The following is a 17,812-nucleotide window of genomic DNA, read 5'->3' as shown; positions in this document are numbered from 1 at the left end:
CACCAATTTCTTGACGCGGTTCCATATATTGGAGGTTCTGTGGCCCTATTTCTCGGGGATCAACCCTCTTGGGCTGAATCTAAGAACAATCAGCAGAATCAACCCCATCGTGAACAGTCGCATATGGGCCGCGCTGTCGATCAGATGCGTCTTGAGCGCACTGCCATCGGGCATTCCGGACGTGATCAGGTTCATAAGCCACAACCCAATCGGTTCGACCTGGACCCACAGGAACCAGATGAGGAACGCGCCCAGCACCGCACCAAAGTTGTTGCCCGATCCGCCCACGATAACCATGACCCAGACCAGAAATGTAAAGCGCAGAGGGTTGTAGGTACCCGGCGTCAACTGCCCGTCCAGCGTTGTCATCATTGCGCCCGCGATACCGCAGATGGCAGAGCCCAGAACGAAGATTTGCAAATGGCGGCGGGTGACATCTTTACCCATCGCCTCGGCTGCAACCTCGTTGTCACGGATGGCGCGCATCATGCGGCCCCAGGGGCTGCGCAGCGCCATCTGGGCCATCCACAGCAGGATCAGAAGAACAACCATGAACAGCAGGGAATAGCCCAGCTTGACCGACAGGGTCGAGGCGATGACAGGGTCCAGCCCAAACCAATCGGCACGGGCAATGAAGGAAGGATCCTGCTGTAGCTCAACCTCATAGCCGACCACGGGCGAAGGGCGTGGGATGCCGTAGACATTCTTGACACCTCGGGCCAGCCAGTCCTCGTTTTTCATGATTGCGATGATGATTTCGGCAATCCCAAGCGTCGCAATCGCCAGATAGTCCGAGCGCAGGCCAAGGGCTGTTTTGCCGATCAGCCACGCGGCACCGGCGGCTAGCACGCCACCCGCGGGCCAGGCCAACAGAACTGGCAGATTCAACCCGCCAAGGTTGCCCGCAACGGCTGGGTCAATGGCTTCGACACCAGCAACGCTGGGGTCAAACACCGCACGGTAAATGAAAAACCCGGCGATCAGAATCGCGACGATGGCAATCGTCTGTACACGGCCCCTCGGTATTTTTGTTGCCACCACAACCGCCGCAACGACGGTCGCAGCCCCCAACAGCAACGCAAGGACGATCCCGTATCCTCCGGATGACCACGCGCCGGGTGTCGGCGGGGTTGAGACAAGCACAACCGCCAGCCCGCCCAGCGCAACAAAGCCCATAACACCAACGTTAAACAGGCCCGCAAAGCCCCATTGCAAGTTCACCCCAAGCGCCATGATGGCCGAGATCAACCCCATGTTCAGGATCAGGATCGCCGAATTCCAGCTTTGCGTGAATCCGGTCAACAGGATCAGGCCGCCAACAACCACGAAAAGCAGCGTATTTTTGACAGTCTCGGTCATACCGCTTTCCCCTTAAACAGACCTGTGGGCTTAAACAGAAGCACGATAAGCAAGATAACAAAGCTGACCGCGAATTTGTAATCGGTGGAAAGGAATTGGACCAACCCCGAAGGCTCCAGATGTTCCGGTGCCAGATAGGTCAGCACCTTTTTCCACGCATAGGTGATCGTCACCTCGGAAAACGCGATGATGAACCCGCCCGCGATAGCGCCCAGCGGGTTGCCGAGGCCGCCGACGATGGCCGAAGCGAAGATCGGCAGCAGAAGCTGGAAATAGACAAAGGGCTTAAAGCTCTTGTCCAACCCGTAAAGCACACCCGCAGTTGTCGCCAGCGCCGCGACAAGGATCCAAGTGATCATCACCACACGTTCAGGGTTGATGCCGGACAGCAGCGCCAGATCCTCGTTATCCGAATAAGCGCGCATCGACTTGCCGGTGCGGGTTTTGTTCAAAAACCAGAACAAAAGTGCCACGGCGACTACGGCCACAACCACAGTGATGCCCTGAGAGGTCTTGATCGCCAACCCCTCACGCAACCCGGTCATCGCCTTGAATTCCCGCGCTGAAACGATGAACCGCTCACCGTCCGAGAACCTTTGATCATCCGGCCCGATTATGAACCGCACCAGCCCGTTCATGATGAACATCACACCCATCGAGACGATCACAAGAATGACCGGCTTGGCCTTTTGTTCCCGGTAGAAACGGTAAACCATCCGATCCGTGATCAGAACCAGAACGATACAGCCGAGAATGGCAAAGGGCAGGGCCAGCAGAGCGGTTGGCAGCGGCCCGAAACTGACCCCGGCGGCCTGCAGGCCCCATGTGACCAGCACGGCGATCATCGCACCAAAGGCCATCGTGTCGCCATGGGCAAAGTTCGAGAACCGCAGGATGCCATAGATTAACGTCACCCCCAACGCGCCCAGCGCCAACTGGCTGCCATAGGCGATTGCGGGAACAAGGACGAAGTTGGAGAGCGCCACAAGGGCGTTGAGGAAGTCCATTAGTTTTGATTCTCCGCTTCGCAAAAACCTTCAACTGACCTTGTCAGTAGTTTGTCGCGTCCAACCAATGTTTCACTTAAGATTGCAGTTCCAAGTTCATAGTTGGGTTTGTCCGCATTAAAAACGCCTTGAAACACGTCGAGCCTTGGGCTGCCAATGTCTGGGCCATAGGCGAATACCGAAAGTATTGGATCATGCGTGACCCGAATATGCGACCAGTCACTAGTTGGGTATTCTAAGCCATTTTCGTGCCAGATTAATTGGTGCTCTGTTTCAGAAAGCATCACATTTCGTTGATTCTCAAACCTACAAAGAAGCACAATTTCTGATTCAGTTTGTTTTGATTGAAGTATCGCGCTCTCAGCAGAAGCGACGGTTACAAAAAGACAGACGAAAAAGGCGGCGAGACAGCTAAATCTATTCATCCTCACCCCCCCAAGAAACTCTTACGAACCTCTGGATCGGCCAGCAGTTCCTTGCCCGTGCCGGTATAGGCATTCCGCCCCTGAACCAGCACATATCCCTTGTCGGCGATCTCCAACGCCTGACGAGCGTTCTGCTCAACCATCAGGATCGGCAACCCAGTGCGCGAGACCTCGATGATCCGATCGAAAAGCTCATCCATCACGATGGGCGAGACACCAGCAGTCGGTTCGTCCAACATCAGCACTTTGGGCTGGGTCATCAGCGCGCGGCCCACGGCAACCTGTTGGCGCTGACCGCCTGACAGCTCTCCGGCTGCCTGGTTGCGTTTGTCGCGGAGGATGGGGAAGAGGTCATAGACCTGCTCCATCGTGTCCGAGAAATCATCACGGCGGATAAAGGCACCCATCTCAAGGTTATCTTCCACCGTCATCGACGTAAAGATGTTCGAGGTCTGAGGAACAAAGCCCATCCCCTTGATCACCCGATCCTGGGGCGACAGGTTGGTGATGTCTTCTCCGTCCAGTCGCACAGATCCCGCGCGGACATCCAGCATCCCAAACACGGCCTTCATTGCAGTGGATTTACCGGCGCCGTTGGGGCCAACGATTACAGCGATTTCACCGGCGTCGACGGAAATCGTGCAATCATGCAGGATATCCGGGCCCTTGCCGTAGCCTCCGGTCATGGTGTCGCCGATCAGGAATGGGCCACCTTCGACGCGGTGCGTCTTTCCGCTTTTGCGATGTGCGGGCGTCATTGTGCCCATGCCGTGTGTATTGGTGATCGAGGCATCCTTGTTGCCGTGGTCATCCTGATAAGGATTATCGCTCATGCCCCGGCCTCCAGCTTGTCTTTGTTCTTCAGGCCGGTGCCCAGATAGGCTTCGATCACATGCTCATTGGCTTTGATCTCGTCCAGAGTGCCCTGGGCCAGAACCTTGCCCTCGGCCATACAAATGACCGGGTCGCAGATTTTGCCGATGAAATCCATGTCGTGCTCGATAACTACGAAAGTATAGCCGCGTTCCTTGTTCAGTCGCAGAATCGTGTCGGCGATGGTCATCAGCAGAGTGCGGTTCACACCCGCGCCGACCTCGTCCAGAAACACGATCTTGGCGTCGACCATCATGGTACGGCCAAGTTCCAGCAGCTTTTTCTGCCCGCCCGAGACCTGACCGGCCTTGTGATCGGCCAGATGTTCGATGGTCAGAAACTCCAACACCTCATCAGCCTTAGCCTTTAACGCGCGCTCTTCATTAGCGATGCGTTTGCGGCCGAACCAGGTGTTCCAAAGCGATTCCCCGGATTGCGCGCCGGGCACCATCATCAGGTTCTCTCGGCAACTCATCGAGGAGAACTCATGCGCGATCTGAAAAGTGCGCAGCAGACCTTTGTGAAATAGATCATGCGGTGGCAAGCCGGTTATGTCCTCGCCATCCATGAACACGCGCCCAGAGGTGGGCGGGAGCACACCCGCGATCACGTTGAACAGAGTTGTCTTTCCGGCCCCGTTCGGCCCAATCAGGCCGGTGATCGAACCCTTCTGGATTTCCAGCGATGCCCCATCCACCGCATGAAACCCGCCGAAATGCTTATGCACGTCCTCGACGACGATCATCTTTTCCCCTAGCCGCCGTTTTCGGCGTTCTTGTTTTCACACCCTCATTGAAGAGGTGCGGTCTTTTTTCACTGAAGCAGCCCGGACACAAGGTCCGGGCTGCTTATTTTCAAGTCTTCTTAGGCCAAAATCAACGGAAGTTGACGGTCTTGTTTTCGCCGTCGGTGACTTCGATCTCGCGATACGAACCTGCGCTTTCGCCGGGGCCGATCAGCTCAACGCCGGACGCGCCGACATAGTCGATGTCCTGACCTGCGGCCAACAGTTCCAGACCTTTGGCCAGCTCACCCGGATAGATCTTCTCTCCTGGAGCGTTGGCAACATCTAGGATCTTGCTGCCGTAGTCGGCCGGGTTGGTCGAACCAGCGGCCTGCATCGCCAGCATGAACAGCGCTGCGGCGTCATAGCTTTCAGGCGAATAGGGCGACGATCCGTCAAAACCGGCGGCTTCGGCCATGGCAAAGTACTTTTCAGCACCTTCACCACCTGAACCGGCGATCTGACCGAACGAGCCGTTCAGGTCGGGACCGACATTTGCGGGCAGCGAGTCACCGATCATGCCGCCCGGCAAGCCGAACGTGTCGAATGCACCGCTGTCCAGCGCTGACTGAATGATGCCCAGTCCGCCCTGATCGAGATACCCGGCTACAACCAGAATGTCGCCACCGGCCGAGGCCAGCGCGCCAACTTCGGCCGAGTAGTCCGCTTTGCCATCTTCATGCGCTGCCACGATTGTGACTTCGCCGCCCGATGCCTCGAACGAGGACTGGATCGCGTCTGCCAGACCCTTGCCATAGTCGTTGTTGGTGTAGGTCAGTGCGATTGAAGTGATACCGCGATCATTCAGGATATCTGCCATCACTTGACCTTCACGCGCATCCGAAGGGGCGGTGCGGAAGAACAGGCCGTTATCCTCCATGGTCGACAGGCCGGGCGAGGTCGCCGAGGGCGAGATCATGACCATCCCGTTCGGGATCGCGACATTCTGCAGGATCGCTCCGGTCACGCCAGAGCAGTCACCGCCAATGATGCCGGCAACGCCGTCGGCAATCATGCGTTCACCGTTCGAGGTGGACAGGCCGTTGTCGATACAGCCGGTATCAGCGCGCGATGCGGTGACGGTCGAGCCATCCAGCAGTTTGCCGGATTCGGTGACTTCGGCCATCGCCATCTCGGCGCCTGAACCCATAGCGGGTGCCAGCGATTCAATCGGTCCGGTAAAGCCGAACAGAACACCCAATGTGACGTCTTCGGCCATAGCTGCGCCCGAAAGAAGGGCGGTTGCTGCAGTTGCTGTAAGCAGCTTTTTCATATGGTTACTCCCAGTTGTGAACGTATTCGTTCTGGGCACGACCCTAGGCAAGCTGTTCGAAAAAGAAAAGTCCTAACGCAAACGTGTTTTTGTGGCGCACAGTTCTAGTTGTTCAGATGTGCCCGGCGCGGTGTTTTCGGTAAGGAGAACGAGATGTTTAGACTAGCTTTGATCTTCATATTTTCTGTTGTTTCAGGGTTGGCAGGGGCAGAATCGCTAACTACCAACTCCGGATCGGCGCGTGTGACGGCGATGGTGAAGGGGCTCGATACGCCCTGGGCAGTCGGCATCCTGCCTGACATGTCCTTTCTGGTAACTGAGCGCGACGGTGATCTTCTGTTCGTGTCGGAGGGAAACATAGTTCGCGTCAAAGGCACTCCCAATGTGGTTGCAAAGGGGCAGGGCGGTTTGCTGGACGTAACCGTTGCCAGGGATTTTTCGCAAAGCCGTGAGGTTTTCCTGACCTATTCCAAGCCTCAACCAAAGGGGGCAGGCACTGCACTTGCGATTGCGCGCCTGTCCGAAGACGGATCAGAGCTGACCGATCTGCGCACGATTTTCGAAGCGGAAAATGGTGGGGATTCTGGGCGTCATTTTGGCTCTCGTATTGTCGAGGCAAAGGACGGGACATTACTTGTCACTATCGGCGATCGTGGTGATCGCCCGACCGCACAGGATCAATCGAGTCACAACGGCTCGGTGATCCGTGTGAATCGGGACGGCTCGGTGCCGGCTGATAATCCATTTGTCGGACAACAGGGAATTCAGCCTGAGATATGGTCTTATGGCCACCGGAATCCCCAAGGCGCAGGGCTGGATGCACGGGGGCATCTATGGGTATCGGAACATGGAGCCAAGGGCGGAGATGAAGTGAACCTAATCCGGCCGGGGCGGAACTATGGCTGGCCGGTGATTTCCTATGGCAAGCACTATTCCGGCCAGGCAATCGGCGAGGGGACGGCGAAACCGGGGATGGAGCAACCTGAATTCTACTGGGACCCTTCCATCGCCCCATCCGGCCTTTTGATTTATTCAGGCAAGCTTTGGCCCGAATGGAACGGTGATCTATTCGTCGGGTCGCTCAAATTCGACTATATCGCTCGGCTTGAAGGCATCCCTTTGACTGAGGTCGAGCAGATCAAGGGCCCTCAGACGGAACGCGTCCGCGACATTGTCGAGGCACCAGATGGATCAATCTGGTTTGTTTCCGTCGGGCAGGGCGCTGTCTTTCGCATGACCCCCAGCGATTAAACAGACAAGCGCCCGCTTTGCGCACCGCGCTCACGATAGGGCGTGGTGTTGTAATGCGCCCGGTAGCATTTCGAGAAATGGCTCGGCGAGGCAAACCCGCATGCCAGCGCCACGTTGATAACGCTCATGTCGGTCTGCATCAGCAGGTTCCGGGCTTTATGCAGGCGCAGCTCCATATAATACCGTTTAGGTGACCGGCTGAGGTAACGGCGAAACAGACGCTCTAGCTGCCGCGTGGACATGCCGACCTCTTTGGCCAGAAGCGAAGGCGAGATCGGCTCTTCGATGTTCTTCTCCATCATCAGGATGACCTGGCTCAGTTTGGGATGGCGGACCCCAATCCGTGTCGGGGTCGACAGACGCTGGGTGTCCTGATCGGTGCGGATCGAGGAATAGATCAGCTGATCGGCCACTGCGTTGGCAAGGTCCTCGCCAAAATCCTCGGCGATGATTTTCAGCATCAGGTCGATAGAGGAAGTACCACCGGCTGTTGTCATCCGGTTTCCGTCAATCTGGAATACGGATTTGGTCAGATCGACCTCATCAAATTCTTCGGTGAAACTGTCTGAGTTTTCCCAGTGAATTGTCGCACGCTTGCCATCCAGTAAACCGGCCTTGGCCAAGGTATAGGCTGCCGTACACAGCCCACCAATGCGCAATCCCCGGCGTGCTTCGCGGCGGACCCAGTTCAGAATTTTCTTGGTGGTAGCGGCTTGAACATCGACACCGCCGCAGATCAGCACGACGTCATCACGCTGCAGCTCGGCTAGATCTGCGTCCAGTTTGAACTCGGTTCCTGCGGAACATCTGATTGTCTCGCCGCCTTCTCCAGACAGACTCCAACTGTAAAGCTCTTTGTCGGCCATTCGGTTTGCGATGCGCAGGCTATCCAGCGCAGAGGCAAAACACAGCAGCGAGAATTTGTCCAACAGGACAAACACGAAATGACGAGGGCTGGCCGCAGTGGTTTCCACCGTGACAACTTGGCGTTGCTCTTGCATGGCGAGGTGTCCTTGATTCGGCGCCGTTTGACCCTACGTCCGGCGACAGATTTGACCGCCACCATGATCAAAGCTTGTTTGCGACGTCAAGAGGTCCAAATCGTATATGGCCTCTCACCAAACGTTTTTGTATAGAGGCGACTTGAATACTTCAGCGGAGATCAAAGCTATGACCGAATGGCAAAAAACGAACTGGCGCAACAAGCCCCGGGTTCAGATGCCAGACTATACCGACGCAGCCGCGCTGGCAAAAGTCGAGGCTCAGCTTTCGCAGTATCCGCCGCTGGTGTTTGCAGGTGAGGCACGTCGGCTCAAGCAACATCTTGGTGCTGCGGGGCGGGGTGAGGCTTTCCTGCTGCAGGGCGGCGACTGTGCTGAAAGCTTTGAACAATTCAGCGCGGATGCGATCCGCGACACCTTTAAGGTGATGCTGCAGATGGCCATGGTTCTGACCTATGGCGCAAAGGTGCCGGTGGTCAAAGTGGGCCGTATGGCTGGACAGTTCGCCAAACCGCGCAGCGCACCGACAGAGGTGGTGGATGGCATTGAGCTGCCCAGCTATCGCGGCGATATTATCAACGAGCTGGATTTCACGCCCGAGGCGCGGATTCCGAATCCGTCCAAGATGTTGCAAGCCTATACGCAGGCAGCGGCAACATTGAACTTGTTGCGCGCCTTTTCGACCGGTGGTTTCGCCGATATGAGCCATGTGCATTCGTGGACACTCGGCTTTGCCGATGGCCAGGATGTTCAGAAATACTCTGAAATTGCTGACCGAATTCAGGATTCGATTGATTTCATGGGGGCTGCGGGCATCACCGCGGACACAACGCATGAATTCTCGTCGGTTGAATTCTATACCAGCCACGAAGGTCTGCTGCTTGAATACGAAGAGGCGCTAACCCGTCTTGATTCTACATCGGGCAACTGGTTGGCCGGGTCCGGCCACATGATTTGGATTGGCGACCGCACCCGTCAGCCTGATGGCGCGCATGTTGAATTCTGTTCCGGCGTTCTGAACCCGATCGGTCTGAAATGCGGTCCGACGACATCTGCCGAAGACCTCAAAGTTCTGATGGCCAAACTGAACCCGGAAAACGAAGAAGGGCGTCTGACCTTGATCGCGCGGTTTGGTGCAGGCAAGGCGGGAGAGCATCTGCCGCGTCTGGTCAAAGCCGTCAAGGAAGAGGGCGCCAAGGTGACCTGGGTCTGTGACCCTATGCACGGCAATACGATCAAATCGGCCACCGGCTATAAGACCCGGCCCTTTGATTCCGTGCTGCGCGAAGTTCGCGACTTCTTTGGTGTGCATCAGGCCGAGGGCACGATCCCCGGCGGTGTGCATTTTGAGATGACCGGGCTAGACGTGACCGAATGCACTGGAGGTGTACGCGCTGTAACAGAAGAAGATCTGTCAGACCGTTACCACACTGCCTGCGATCCACGTTTGAACGCGTCGCAGTCGTTGGAGCTGGCCTTCCTTGTTGCGGAAGAACTGACAGATCTGCGCCGGAACCGCGGCAAACGCGCAGCCTCCTAACCACTTGGTCAGACGGTTTTAAAAAGGCGGGTCTAATAGGCCCGCCTTCTTTACATTTAATACGCGTTTCTCGTTACTTATCCCGTGATACGACCAATCGAAGGTGAGATCCGGGACGTTTGAACTCTTGTTGTTCTTCGGCAAATCCTTCGACAACAGGCTGAACCGGTTGTTGAGGCGCCTGTATTTCTGACACAGCACGCAGTTTATGATGGCTTAAATCAAAGCGCCGGGGGGTTGCCCCAATCGCCCCGACACTGACCATGACGCCCAGAACACGGCTGACATCGCCCAATTCGCTTTTCAGTGGTAAAAGGATCATTCGCGCCTGAAGATCCGTGCGCCCAAACCCACCGGTCGAGGCCAATTCAAGTTCAGCAATGGCAGGACCGGCAAAAACCTGTTCAAGGATTTCGTTAACCTGAGTTCGCGCGCTGGGTTCGAAAAAAGCGGTCAGAGGCATTCCCCGAACCTCCATACCCGCCAGTGTGTTCAAGTGACTGCCGGCCAGACGAAACCGGGCCAGACCGGGTGCAATGCGTTCAAGGATGAAGGTGTTAGGCAGGATATTCTCAAGCCCGCGCGGGTCGATCTGAGATCGCATAGGAACACCATCGCCGGACAGCAAGGCTGTCCAGTACGCTTCGGCCTGTCGTATGGGCGATAGACTGCGCCCACTGTCAAAACGATCCATTGCGACGATCTTTCCAAATTTAGTCCCGGAACCGTTACCGAAAAAGATCTTCATTTTCATCACCCTAACTGCAATCGACCGTCATTTTCATAAAATGCAAGATACCGGGAACTTTTGCGCCTTGTCGGTACTTGCCTAGACGAGATTGGCACGGGTTGAGTCAATTTTGGAGTAATTCTTTAATGAATGGTTAACCTCTGTCCGACGCTGTCATTCTCAGCAAACTCTTGCCCTGCACACGAGGATGGCATTAGGTGCGGACAAGAACACTGGGCGGGCAAAGCGGAGAAGATAGGCATGATCAGATCCATGACCGGATTTGCCTCGGGCAAGGGAACACATGGTCCACATAGCTGGACCTGGGAGTTGCGCAGCGTAAACGGCAAAGGGCTGGATATGCGTCTGCGGGTGCCTGAATGGCTCACCGGGCTCGAAGCCGCGCTTCGTTCGCGGATTTCGAAAAGCCTGGGCCGGGGGAATGTGACGCTTTCGCTCAAGCTGAGCCGCGAGGAAACGACAGCCGATCTTGTGCTGAATCCAGTTGCGATGGCCGCTGCTCTGGATGCTCTGGCGCGAACGCAGACGATGGCAGAAGAACGGGGACTAGCGCTGGCCCCGTCGACGGCGGCCGAGCTTATTGCTGTCAAAGGCATGTTGGAAACCGGTGGGGATGCGGATGATCCGGCCCCCTTGGTCAAACATCTAACCGGCGCGTTAGACGATTTGCTGAGCGATTTCATTAAGATGCGTGAATCCGAGGGCCGGGCCCTGGCCGATGTGCTTGAGGCGCAGCTATCGCAGGTTTCAAGCCTTACGGAGCAAGCCGCCAAGCTCGCTGAAGAGCGCCGGGATAAAATCGCTGAAAACTTACAAGAAAACCTGCAGCGCGTGATGGATAATGCGCAAGGCGCGGATCCGGACCGGGTTGCACAGGAGCTGGCTCTGATCGCAGTCAAGTCGGATATAACGGAAGAAATTGACAGGCTGAAAGCCCATGTCACTGCCGCACGCGATTTGCTTGCACAGGATGCCGCCGTGGGGCGCAAGCTTGATTTTCTGATGCAAGAGTTCAACCGCGAGGCCAATACGCTGTGTTCCAAGGCACAAAGCGCCGATTTGACATCGGTTGGGCTTGAGTTGAAGGCGGTAATAGATCAGATGCGCGAGCAAGTGCAGAACGTAGAATAATGACAGGAGCGCCCTGATGGCGGATCGACGCGGCCTATTAATCATTCTGTCCTCGCCTTCGGGCGCAGGGAAATCCACGTTGGCCAAGCGTCTGATGCAATGGGACACAGATCTGGAGTTCTCGGTTTCGGCCACAACACGCGCGCCCCGGCCTGGGGAAGAACATGGGCGTGAGTATTATTTCCTGACCGAAGATACCTTTCGACAGCAGGTGTCCGAGGGACAGATGCTGGAACATGCCCATGTGTTTGGCAATTTCTACGGCTCTCCGGCTGGGCCAGTCCGCGAGTCCATCAATGACGGCAAGGACGTTCTGTTCGATGTCGACTGGCAGGGCGAGGTGCAGATTAGGAACTCGGATCTGGGCAAACACGCCCTGTCGATTTTCATCCTGCCACCGTCGATCCCCGAATTGCGCCGCCGACTGGAAAGCCGCGGTCAGGACAGTGAAGAGGTTATTTCCAAGCGGATGCTTAAAAGCTGGGATGAGATCAGTCATTGGGGATATTACGACTATGTGCTGGTCAATGACGATCTGGACGAGACCGAAGAAAAGCTGAAAACCATCGTCAGTGCCGAGCGAATGCGGCGTATCCAGCAACCCAAGCTTCAGGATCATGTCCGTACGCTGCAAAACGAATTCGAGGATCAGTCATGACCATCTATGCCCTTGGCTCTGATGTACCGGAAATCCACGAGGACACCTGGGTCGCCCCAGACGCCAATCTGATCGGCAAAGTCGTGCTCGAGCAGGGGGCCTCGGTCTGGTTCGGCTGCACGATCCGCGCTGATCACGAAGAAATCCGGGTTGGTGAGGGCAGCAATGTTCAGGAAAACTGCGTGATGCATATTGATGCGGGGTATCCTCTGAGCATCGGGAAGAACTGCACGATTGGGCATAAGGTCATGCTGCATGGCTGTACGATCGGGGATAATACCCTGATCGGAATGGGGGCCATCGTGTTGAACGGTGCCAAGATCGGCAAAAACTGTCTGATCGGGGCAGGGGCTTTGGTGACCGAAGGAAAAGAGATACCGGATAACTCTCTGGTCATGGGCTCACCGGGTAAAGTGGTGCGGGAGATCGACGCTGCGACGGCCCAGAAGCTGACCTTCAGCGCCTTGCATTATCAAGAAAACATGCGTCATTTTCGCGATACAATGCGAGAGCTATCCTAGCGTCCAACTGCGTTGCTAAGAGAACTGCCCCTTTATGACCAACGACCAACTTGAAGAAATTGTAACCGCCATCCCGATGCCCGCGCTGATGGTTGACCAGACGGAACGGATTATTGCGGTCAATACCGAAGCAAAGACGTTGTTGGGCCAGAATATCCTGCAGCGGCATTTCGCGACCTTCCTCAGACAGCCGCAGGTTATCGAAGCGATTGAACAAAGCCTGCGCACGAAGGGAACGTCCAACACTCGGCACCTGTCCAATGACGGTGCCCAGGATACAACATTCGAAGTTCAGTGCCGGTATATGAATGGGGTCGGTGCAGTATCCGGCGGTGCGTTGCTTGCTGTATTTCAGGACGTTACGCATGTTGAGCAAGCAAATCAGATGCGACGTGATTTCGTCGCGAATGTCAGCCATGAATTGCGGACCCCGCTGACGGCATTAATGGGCTTTATTGAAACCTTGCGCGGTCCGGCCCGAGATGACGAGGCCGCCCGGGATCGTTTTCTTCAGATCATGAACGACGAGGCAAATCGCATGAACCGGCTTGTCGGCGATCTTCTGTCTTTGAACCGCGTCGAAAGCGAAGAGCGGGTTCGCCCGAAAGAACAACTTGAGCTGACGGCACTTCTTAAATCGACCCTCAATTCTCTGCGCCCATTGGCAGATGACGCGGATGTAGTGCTGAGCCTGGATGCGCCCGAAGACAAAATAATGCTAGTTGGCGACAGCGACCAGTTGCTCCAAGTATTTACCAACCTGATCGAGAACGGAATTAAATACGGCGGCAGCGGTGGTCGGGTAGAAGTTCGCGTCAAATCTTCGGATCACGATACTGCTATGCGTGGTCCCGGTGTTCGCGTTCAGATCGTGGATAGGGGACCTGGAATCGACCCGAAGCATGTATCGCGTTTGACCGAACGATTCTATCGCGCGGACAGTCATAGGTCACGGCAACTGGGTGGAACCGGGTTGGGCCTGGCGATTGTAAAACATATTCTAAACCGCCATCGCGGCAGATTGCGGGTGGAAAGCGATCTTGGAAAAGGCACTGTTTTTACAGTGATTTTGCCGCGCTGATCGCTTGGAACAAGCCAGTTGTCGGATCTGTTTTGTTTCTTTCACAGCATATGTTCTGTGGCGTATCGGCTGAAAATCCAAACATGTCATGAAACCGTTACACACTTGTCACAAAAGACTTACGCACGACTTTTAGAGGTTCGGCCAAGATCATCATGAGGATGATCCAGAAACATATTTCTCAAGGAGACTGAAATGTCCTTTGTAAAACTGTCGGCTTCGGTTCTGGCTATCGCTGCTGTTTCGGCCACTGCGGCCACCGCGCGTGATCAAGTTCAGGTTGCTGGTTCTTCCACCGTTCTGCCCTATGCTTCGATCGTTGCAGAAGCCTTTGGCGAAAACTTTGACTTCCAGACCCCGGTTGTTGAATCGGGCGGATCTTCGGCCGGCCTCAAGCGGTTCTGTGAAGGTGTTGGCGAAAACACCATCGACGTAGCGAACGCTTCGCGCCAGATCCGTGAAAAAGAGATCAAAGCCTGTGCCGAAAACGGCGTCACCGACATCATCGAAGTTCAGATCGGCTATGACGGCATCGTTTTCGCATCCGACATCAACGGCAACTCGTTCGAGTTCACGCCGGAAGATTGGTACAAAGCTCTGTCCGCTCAGATCGTGGTTGATGGCCAGCTGGTCGACAATCCCAACAAGACCTGGGCCGACGTGAACCCAGCATTCCCGGCGCAGCCGATTGCAGCCTTCATCCCCGGCACCAAGCACGGCACGCGTGAAGTGTTCGAAGACAAGGTGATCCTGGCCGGTTGTGAGCATCTGGGTGACTTTGATGTCTACAAAGCCGCAAATGGCGACGACAAGAAAGCCGCTGAAAAAGCCTGTATCGCTCTGCGTACGGATGGCGTTTCGGTCGACATCGACGGTGACTATACCGAGACCCTGGCGCGTATCGACAGCAACAAAGACGGCATCGGCGTCTTTGGTCTGGCGTTCTACGAAAACAACACCGACAAACTGCAGGTTGCGACCATGGCAGGCATCGTGCCTTCGACCGAATCCATCGCAACTGGCGAATACCCGGTATCGCGCCCGCTGTTTTTCTATGTGAAAAAAGCGCATATCGGCGTTATCCCCGGGCTGAAAGAATATGCAGAGTTCTTCGTCGCTGATGAGGTTGCAGGCCCCGATGGCCCTCTGGCTGCATACGGTCTCGTATCAGACCCAGAGCTGGTCAAGGTTCAGGAAATCGTAGCCAGCGAAACCACTTTGGGCGGCGGTTCCTAAGCTTTCACACGACTGAACCGGGGCGGTGTCTACGCCCCGGTTTTCTTAAATCCACTCCTGCCGCTTGACGGAGTTCTCATGGCACTAACCTGGCTGCTGCTCATTTTGCTGGCGATTGCTGTTCTTGGCTATTTTGCGGGCCGGTCCCGCGCGATGGCCAGCGCGGACGGAAACCTGCGCAATCTGCACTCTCTTCCATCCTATTACGGCTATAACGTCGCACTGACGGCTCTGATACCGGGGTTCGTTTTGTTGGTCACCTGGTTGCTGGTGCAGCCCTTGATCGTTAGCAATTCTGCCTCTGGGTTGCTGCCGGACTCGGCAATCCCCGAGGGGTCGACCCGCGGCTTGCTGATGAGCGAAGTGCGCCGGGTCGCCAACGGCCTGGACGGCGCGGTTGCCGCAGGCACCATGACCGAAGACTTTGCCCGCAGCGCGCATGAGGATTTTGCCGATGTGACCGCGCGACTGAAAGAGGCTAGCCAGATCATTACGCAAGAGGTAACCGCACCCATTCTGCTGGCGGCGCAGAAATATCGCTTGATGAGCGCAAGCGGAACCATTGCGATGCAGATCGCGGTTTTGGTTGTGACGCTGATCGGGGCCTCATTTGCCTATATCCGCACTCATAAAGAATTTCGCGCCCGAAATGTTGTCGAACAAGGCATTCTGGCGCTGCTGCTGCTGGCCGCTTCGATCGCAGTTCTGACCACAGTCGGCATCGTCCTGTCCATGTTTTTTGAAACGATGAATTTCTTCGAACTTCATTCGTGGAAAGACTTTTTCTTTGGCAGCACCTGGGCCCCGAACTTCCGGGGCGGAAGTGAACTGTCGATCCTCCCACTGCTGTGGGGGACATTGTATATTTCTCTGATCGCGTTGCTGGTTGCGGTTCCGATTGGGCTGTACGCTGCGATCTATCTTTCCGAATATGCCTCGAGCGTGGCAAGGTCTGTGGCCAAGCCTTTGCTGGAAATCCTCGCCGGTATCCCAACCATCGTTTACGGTCTTTTCGCGCTGCTGACGGTCGGTCCGGCACTGGTATCTGTGTTCGGGCAGGGGGGGGCTTTGGGCGTTGGTTGGATGGCCAGTTCGAACGCTGTACTCACGGCGGGTCTGGTCATGGGCATCATGCTCATCCCATTCGTGTCGTCACTATCTGACGACATCATCAACGCGGTGCCCCAGTCAATGCGAGACGGATCGCTAGGCTTAGGCGCAACGCATTCCGAAACTGTCAGGCAAGTCGTCCTGCCGGCAGCTTTGCCCGGGATCGTAGGGGCAATCTTGTTGGCCGCCAGCCGCGCAATCGGTGAGACCATGATTGTCGTGATGGCCGCAGGTGCGATTGCCAAATTCTCGGGAAACCCGTTCGAAGCCATGACCACAATCACCACTAGGATCGTCAGCCAGCTGACCGGGGATACTGATTTCGCAAGCCCGGAGACTCTTGTGGCTTTTGCCCTGGGTCTGACCCTGTTCATCATCACGCTGGGGCTGAACATCTTCGCCCTCTATATCGTGCGCAAATACCGGGAGCAGTATGAATGACTGACATGTCCCAAAAACAAGACGCAGCACCTGCCGCTAAACACAAAGGGGCTTCGCTGTTCAATCAGGACACACAAACCAAGCGTCGCAATGCGGCCGAAACCCGGTTCAAATTGTACGGTATCGCGGCCATTGGTATCGGTCTTGTGATGTTGATTGTGTTGGTGACTAATATCGTCACCGCTGGTACGGGCGCTTTTCAGCAAAGCTTCCTAGAGCTGACGGTAGAGCTGAAGGCAGACAAGCTCGACAAAAAGGGCAACCGCGACATCGCGGATATCAGTAAAGTCTCGACCTTTGGATACGCGCCTTTGATCGCCTCTGCGCTGGAGGTTGAGGTGCAGAAACTGGGCATCCAGTCCGATCTGTCGCCCAAAGAGATGGGGCAAATCCTGTCCAAATCCGCACAGGCGGACCTGCGCAACTACGTCATTTCGAACCCGGATGAGATCGGAAAGTCGGTCAGCTTCCGTTTTCTGGTGAACAGCCGTGTTGATGGGTATCTGAAAGGGCGTGTGACACGTAATTCAATCGCAAATGACAAAAGCATCTCTGTCGCACAGCTGGACTTTGTGGATCAGTTGCGTGCTGCTGGTGTGCTGTACAAGGCGTTCAACCCTGACTTTATCTTCGGGGCGGACGCCTCCGATCAGCGGCCCGAGGCTGCCGGGATCGGAGTATCCATGCTGGGTTCTCTGTTCATGATGCTGGTCGTGTTGGCGCTGGCCCTACCGATCGGGGTCGCGGCCTCGATCTATTTGGAAGAATTCGCGCCGCAGAACCGGTTTACCGATATTATCGAGGTGAATATCTCGAACCTCGCGGCTGTTCCTTCGATTGTGTTCGGTATTCTGGGCCTGGCCGTATTCATCAACTATATGCATCTGCCGACCTCGGCCCCGCTGGTGGGTGGTCTGGTGCTTACGCTGATGACGCTGCCAACGATCATCATTTCGACCCGAGCTTCACTCAAGGCGGTGCCGCCGTCGATCCGAGACGCCGCGTTGGGGGTAGGGGCCTCGAAAATGCAGGCAGTGTTTCATCATGTGTTGCCACTGGCCGCACCTGGCATCCTGACGGGTACTATTATTGGCCTGGCGCAGGCGCTTGGTGAAACTGCGCCGTTGCTGCTGATCGGGATGGTGGGCTTTATCGCCTCGAACCCGCCGGATGGAATAGTGGACGGTTTTCTGTCTCCGAACTCGGCCATGCCAGCACAGATTTACGAATGGTCCAAGCGCGCCGACCCGGCCTTTTACGAACGCGCATGGGGGGGCATCATTATCCTGCTGCTTTTCCTGGTAACAATGAATGCAATCGCAGTCATCCTGCGCCGTCGCTTTGAACGCCGCTGGTAAATGGGGTCAATT

17 protein-coding genes are annotated in these 17,812 nt (G+C 55.9%); 9 read left to right on the top strand and 8 right to left on the bottom strand.

What is annotated here, in order from left to right; translation table 11 throughout:
- Positions 1-45 precede the first annotated feature (45 nt).
- The 6 genes from AC2FFF_RS02515 to AC2FFF_RS02490 all read right to left on the bottom strand — a co-directional run bounded on the left by AC2FFF_RS02515 (position 46) and on the right by AC2FFF_RS02490 (position 5,721).
- On the bottom strand, positions 46-1,359 hold the full coding sequence (locus AC2FFF_RS02515; protein ID WP_281972087.1) for a branched-chain amino acid ABC transporter permease: 1,314 nt from the start codon (positions 1,357-1,359) through the stop codon (positions 46-48).
- The gene (locus AC2FFF_RS02510) at positions 1,356-2,366 is read right to left on the bottom strand and encodes a branched-chain amino acid ABC transporter permease (protein WP_142633765.1); all 1,011 of its coding nucleotides are present in this window, start codon (positions 2,364-2,366) and stop codon (positions 1,356-1,358) included. Before AC2FFF_RS02510 ends, AC2FFF_RS02515 begins: the two co-directional genes overlap by 4 nt.
- Positions 2,366-2,791, bottom strand: coding sequence for a hypothetical protein (locus AC2FFF_RS02505; protein WP_142633767.1), 426 nt, complete (start codon positions 2,789-2,791; stop codon positions 2,366-2,368). The genes AC2FFF_RS02510 and AC2FFF_RS02505 overlap by 1 nt, the downstream gene beginning before the upstream one ends.
- A gap of 2 nt (positions 2,792-2,793) precedes the next feature.
- Positions 2,794-3,624, bottom strand: a complete 831-nt coding sequence (locus AC2FFF_RS02500) for an ABC transporter ATP-binding protein (RefSeq protein ID WP_496882824.1) — start codon at positions 3,622-3,624, stop codon at positions 2,794-2,796.
- Positions 3,621-4,409: an ABC transporter ATP-binding protein gene (locus AC2FFF_RS02495; RefSeq protein ID WP_271947144.1), complete on the bottom strand. Its 789-nt coding sequence runs from the start codon at positions 4,407-4,409 to the stop codon at positions 3,621-3,623. The genes AC2FFF_RS02500 and AC2FFF_RS02495 overlap by 4 nt, the downstream gene beginning before the upstream one ends.
- 130 nt (positions 4,410-4,539) lie before the next feature.
- Positions 4,540-5,721 carry an ABC transporter substrate-binding protein gene (locus tag AC2FFF_RS02490; RefSeq protein WP_142633772.1) on the bottom strand — a complete coding sequence of 394 codons (1,182 nt, stop codon included), beginning with the start codon at positions 5,719-5,721 and terminating at the stop codon, positions 4,540-4,542.
- Between the two features lie 153 nt (positions 5,722-5,874).
- Here AC2FFF_RS02490 and AC2FFF_RS02485 point away from each other — a divergent pair, with 153 nt between their 5' ends.
- A complete protein-coding gene (locus tag AC2FFF_RS02485) occupies positions 5,875-6,972 on the top strand; it encodes a PQQ-dependent sugar dehydrogenase (RefSeq protein WP_281972088.1) in 1,098 nt (365 codons plus the stop codon).
- Here the strand turns inward: AC2FFF_RS02485 and AC2FFF_RS02480 are convergent.
- Entirely contained in the window at positions 6,969-7,973 is a 1,005-nt protein-coding gene (locus AC2FFF_RS02480; RefSeq protein WP_281972089.1) for a GlxA family transcriptional regulator, read from the bottom strand. The genes AC2FFF_RS02485 and AC2FFF_RS02480 overlap by 4 nt on opposite strands.
- 169 nt (positions 7,974-8,142) lie before the next feature.
- Here AC2FFF_RS02480 and AC2FFF_RS02475 point away from each other — a divergent pair, with 169 nt between their 5' ends.
- Positions 8,143-9,513 carry a class II 3-deoxy-7-phosphoheptulonate synthase gene (locus tag AC2FFF_RS02475; protein WP_142633778.1) on the top strand — a complete coding sequence of 457 codons (1,371 nt, stop codon included), beginning with the start codon at positions 8,143-8,145 and terminating at the stop codon, positions 9,511-9,513.
- A 73-nt stretch (positions 9,514-9,586) separates the two neighbouring features.
- Here the strand turns inward: AC2FFF_RS02475 and AC2FFF_RS02470 are convergent, their stop codons facing one another.
- Positions 9,587-10,261, bottom strand: coding sequence for a PAS domain-containing protein (locus AC2FFF_RS02470; RefSeq protein ID WP_281972090.1), 675 nt, complete (start codon positions 10,259-10,261; stop codon positions 9,587-9,589).
- A gap of 243 nt (positions 10,262-10,504) precedes the next feature.
- Between AC2FFF_RS02470 and AC2FFF_RS02465 the strand changes: the two genes are divergently transcribed.
- From AC2FFF_RS02465 to pstA, 7 genes are all read left to right on the top strand, one after another.
- On the top strand, positions 10,505-11,395 hold the full coding sequence (locus tag AC2FFF_RS02465) for a YicC/YloC family endoribonuclease (protein ID WP_496750478.1): 891 nt from the start codon (positions 10,505-10,507) through the stop codon (positions 11,393-11,395).
- A 16-nt stretch (positions 11,396-11,411) separates the two neighbouring features.
- A complete protein-coding gene (gene gmk, locus AC2FFF_RS02460; protein ID WP_142633784.1) occupies positions 11,412-12,053 on the top strand; it encodes a guanylate kinase in 642 nt (213 codons plus the stop codon).
- Positions 12,050-12,574, top strand: a complete 525-nt coding sequence (locus tag AC2FFF_RS02455; RefSeq protein WP_281994609.1) for a gamma carbonic anhydrase family protein — start codon at positions 12,050-12,052, stop codon at positions 12,572-12,574. Before gmk ends, AC2FFF_RS02455 begins: the two co-directional genes overlap by 4 nt.
- 34 nt (positions 12,575-12,608) lie before the next feature.
- On the top strand, positions 12,609-13,655 hold the full coding sequence (locus AC2FFF_RS02450) for a sensor histidine kinase (protein ID WP_281972094.1): 1,047 nt from the start codon (positions 12,609-12,611) through the stop codon (positions 13,653-13,655).
- 195 nt (positions 13,656-13,850) lie between these two features.
- Positions 13,851-14,891: a substrate-binding domain-containing protein gene (locus tag AC2FFF_RS02445; RefSeq protein WP_142633790.1), complete on the top strand. Its 1,041-nt coding sequence runs from the start codon at positions 13,851-13,853 to the stop codon at positions 14,889-14,891.
- A 78-nt stretch (positions 14,892-14,969) separates the two neighbouring features.
- Positions 14,970-16,442, top strand: coding sequence for a phosphate ABC transporter permease subunit PstC (gene pstC / locus AC2FFF_RS02440; protein ID WP_496882823.1), 1,473 nt, complete (start codon positions 14,970-14,972; stop codon positions 16,440-16,442).
- The gene (pstA, locus tag AC2FFF_RS02435) at positions 16,439-17,800 is read left to right on the top strand and encodes a phosphate ABC transporter permease PstA (protein WP_281972096.1); all 1,362 of its coding nucleotides are present in this window, start codon (positions 16,439-16,441) and stop codon (positions 17,798-17,800) included. Before pstC ends, pstA begins: the two co-directional genes overlap by 4 nt.
- Positions 17,801-17,812 lie beyond the last annotated feature (12 nt).

Source organism: Ruegeria sp. YTSA226, from assembly GCF_059609905.1.
This window is presented reverse-complemented; position numbering and strand designations above follow the sequence as displayed.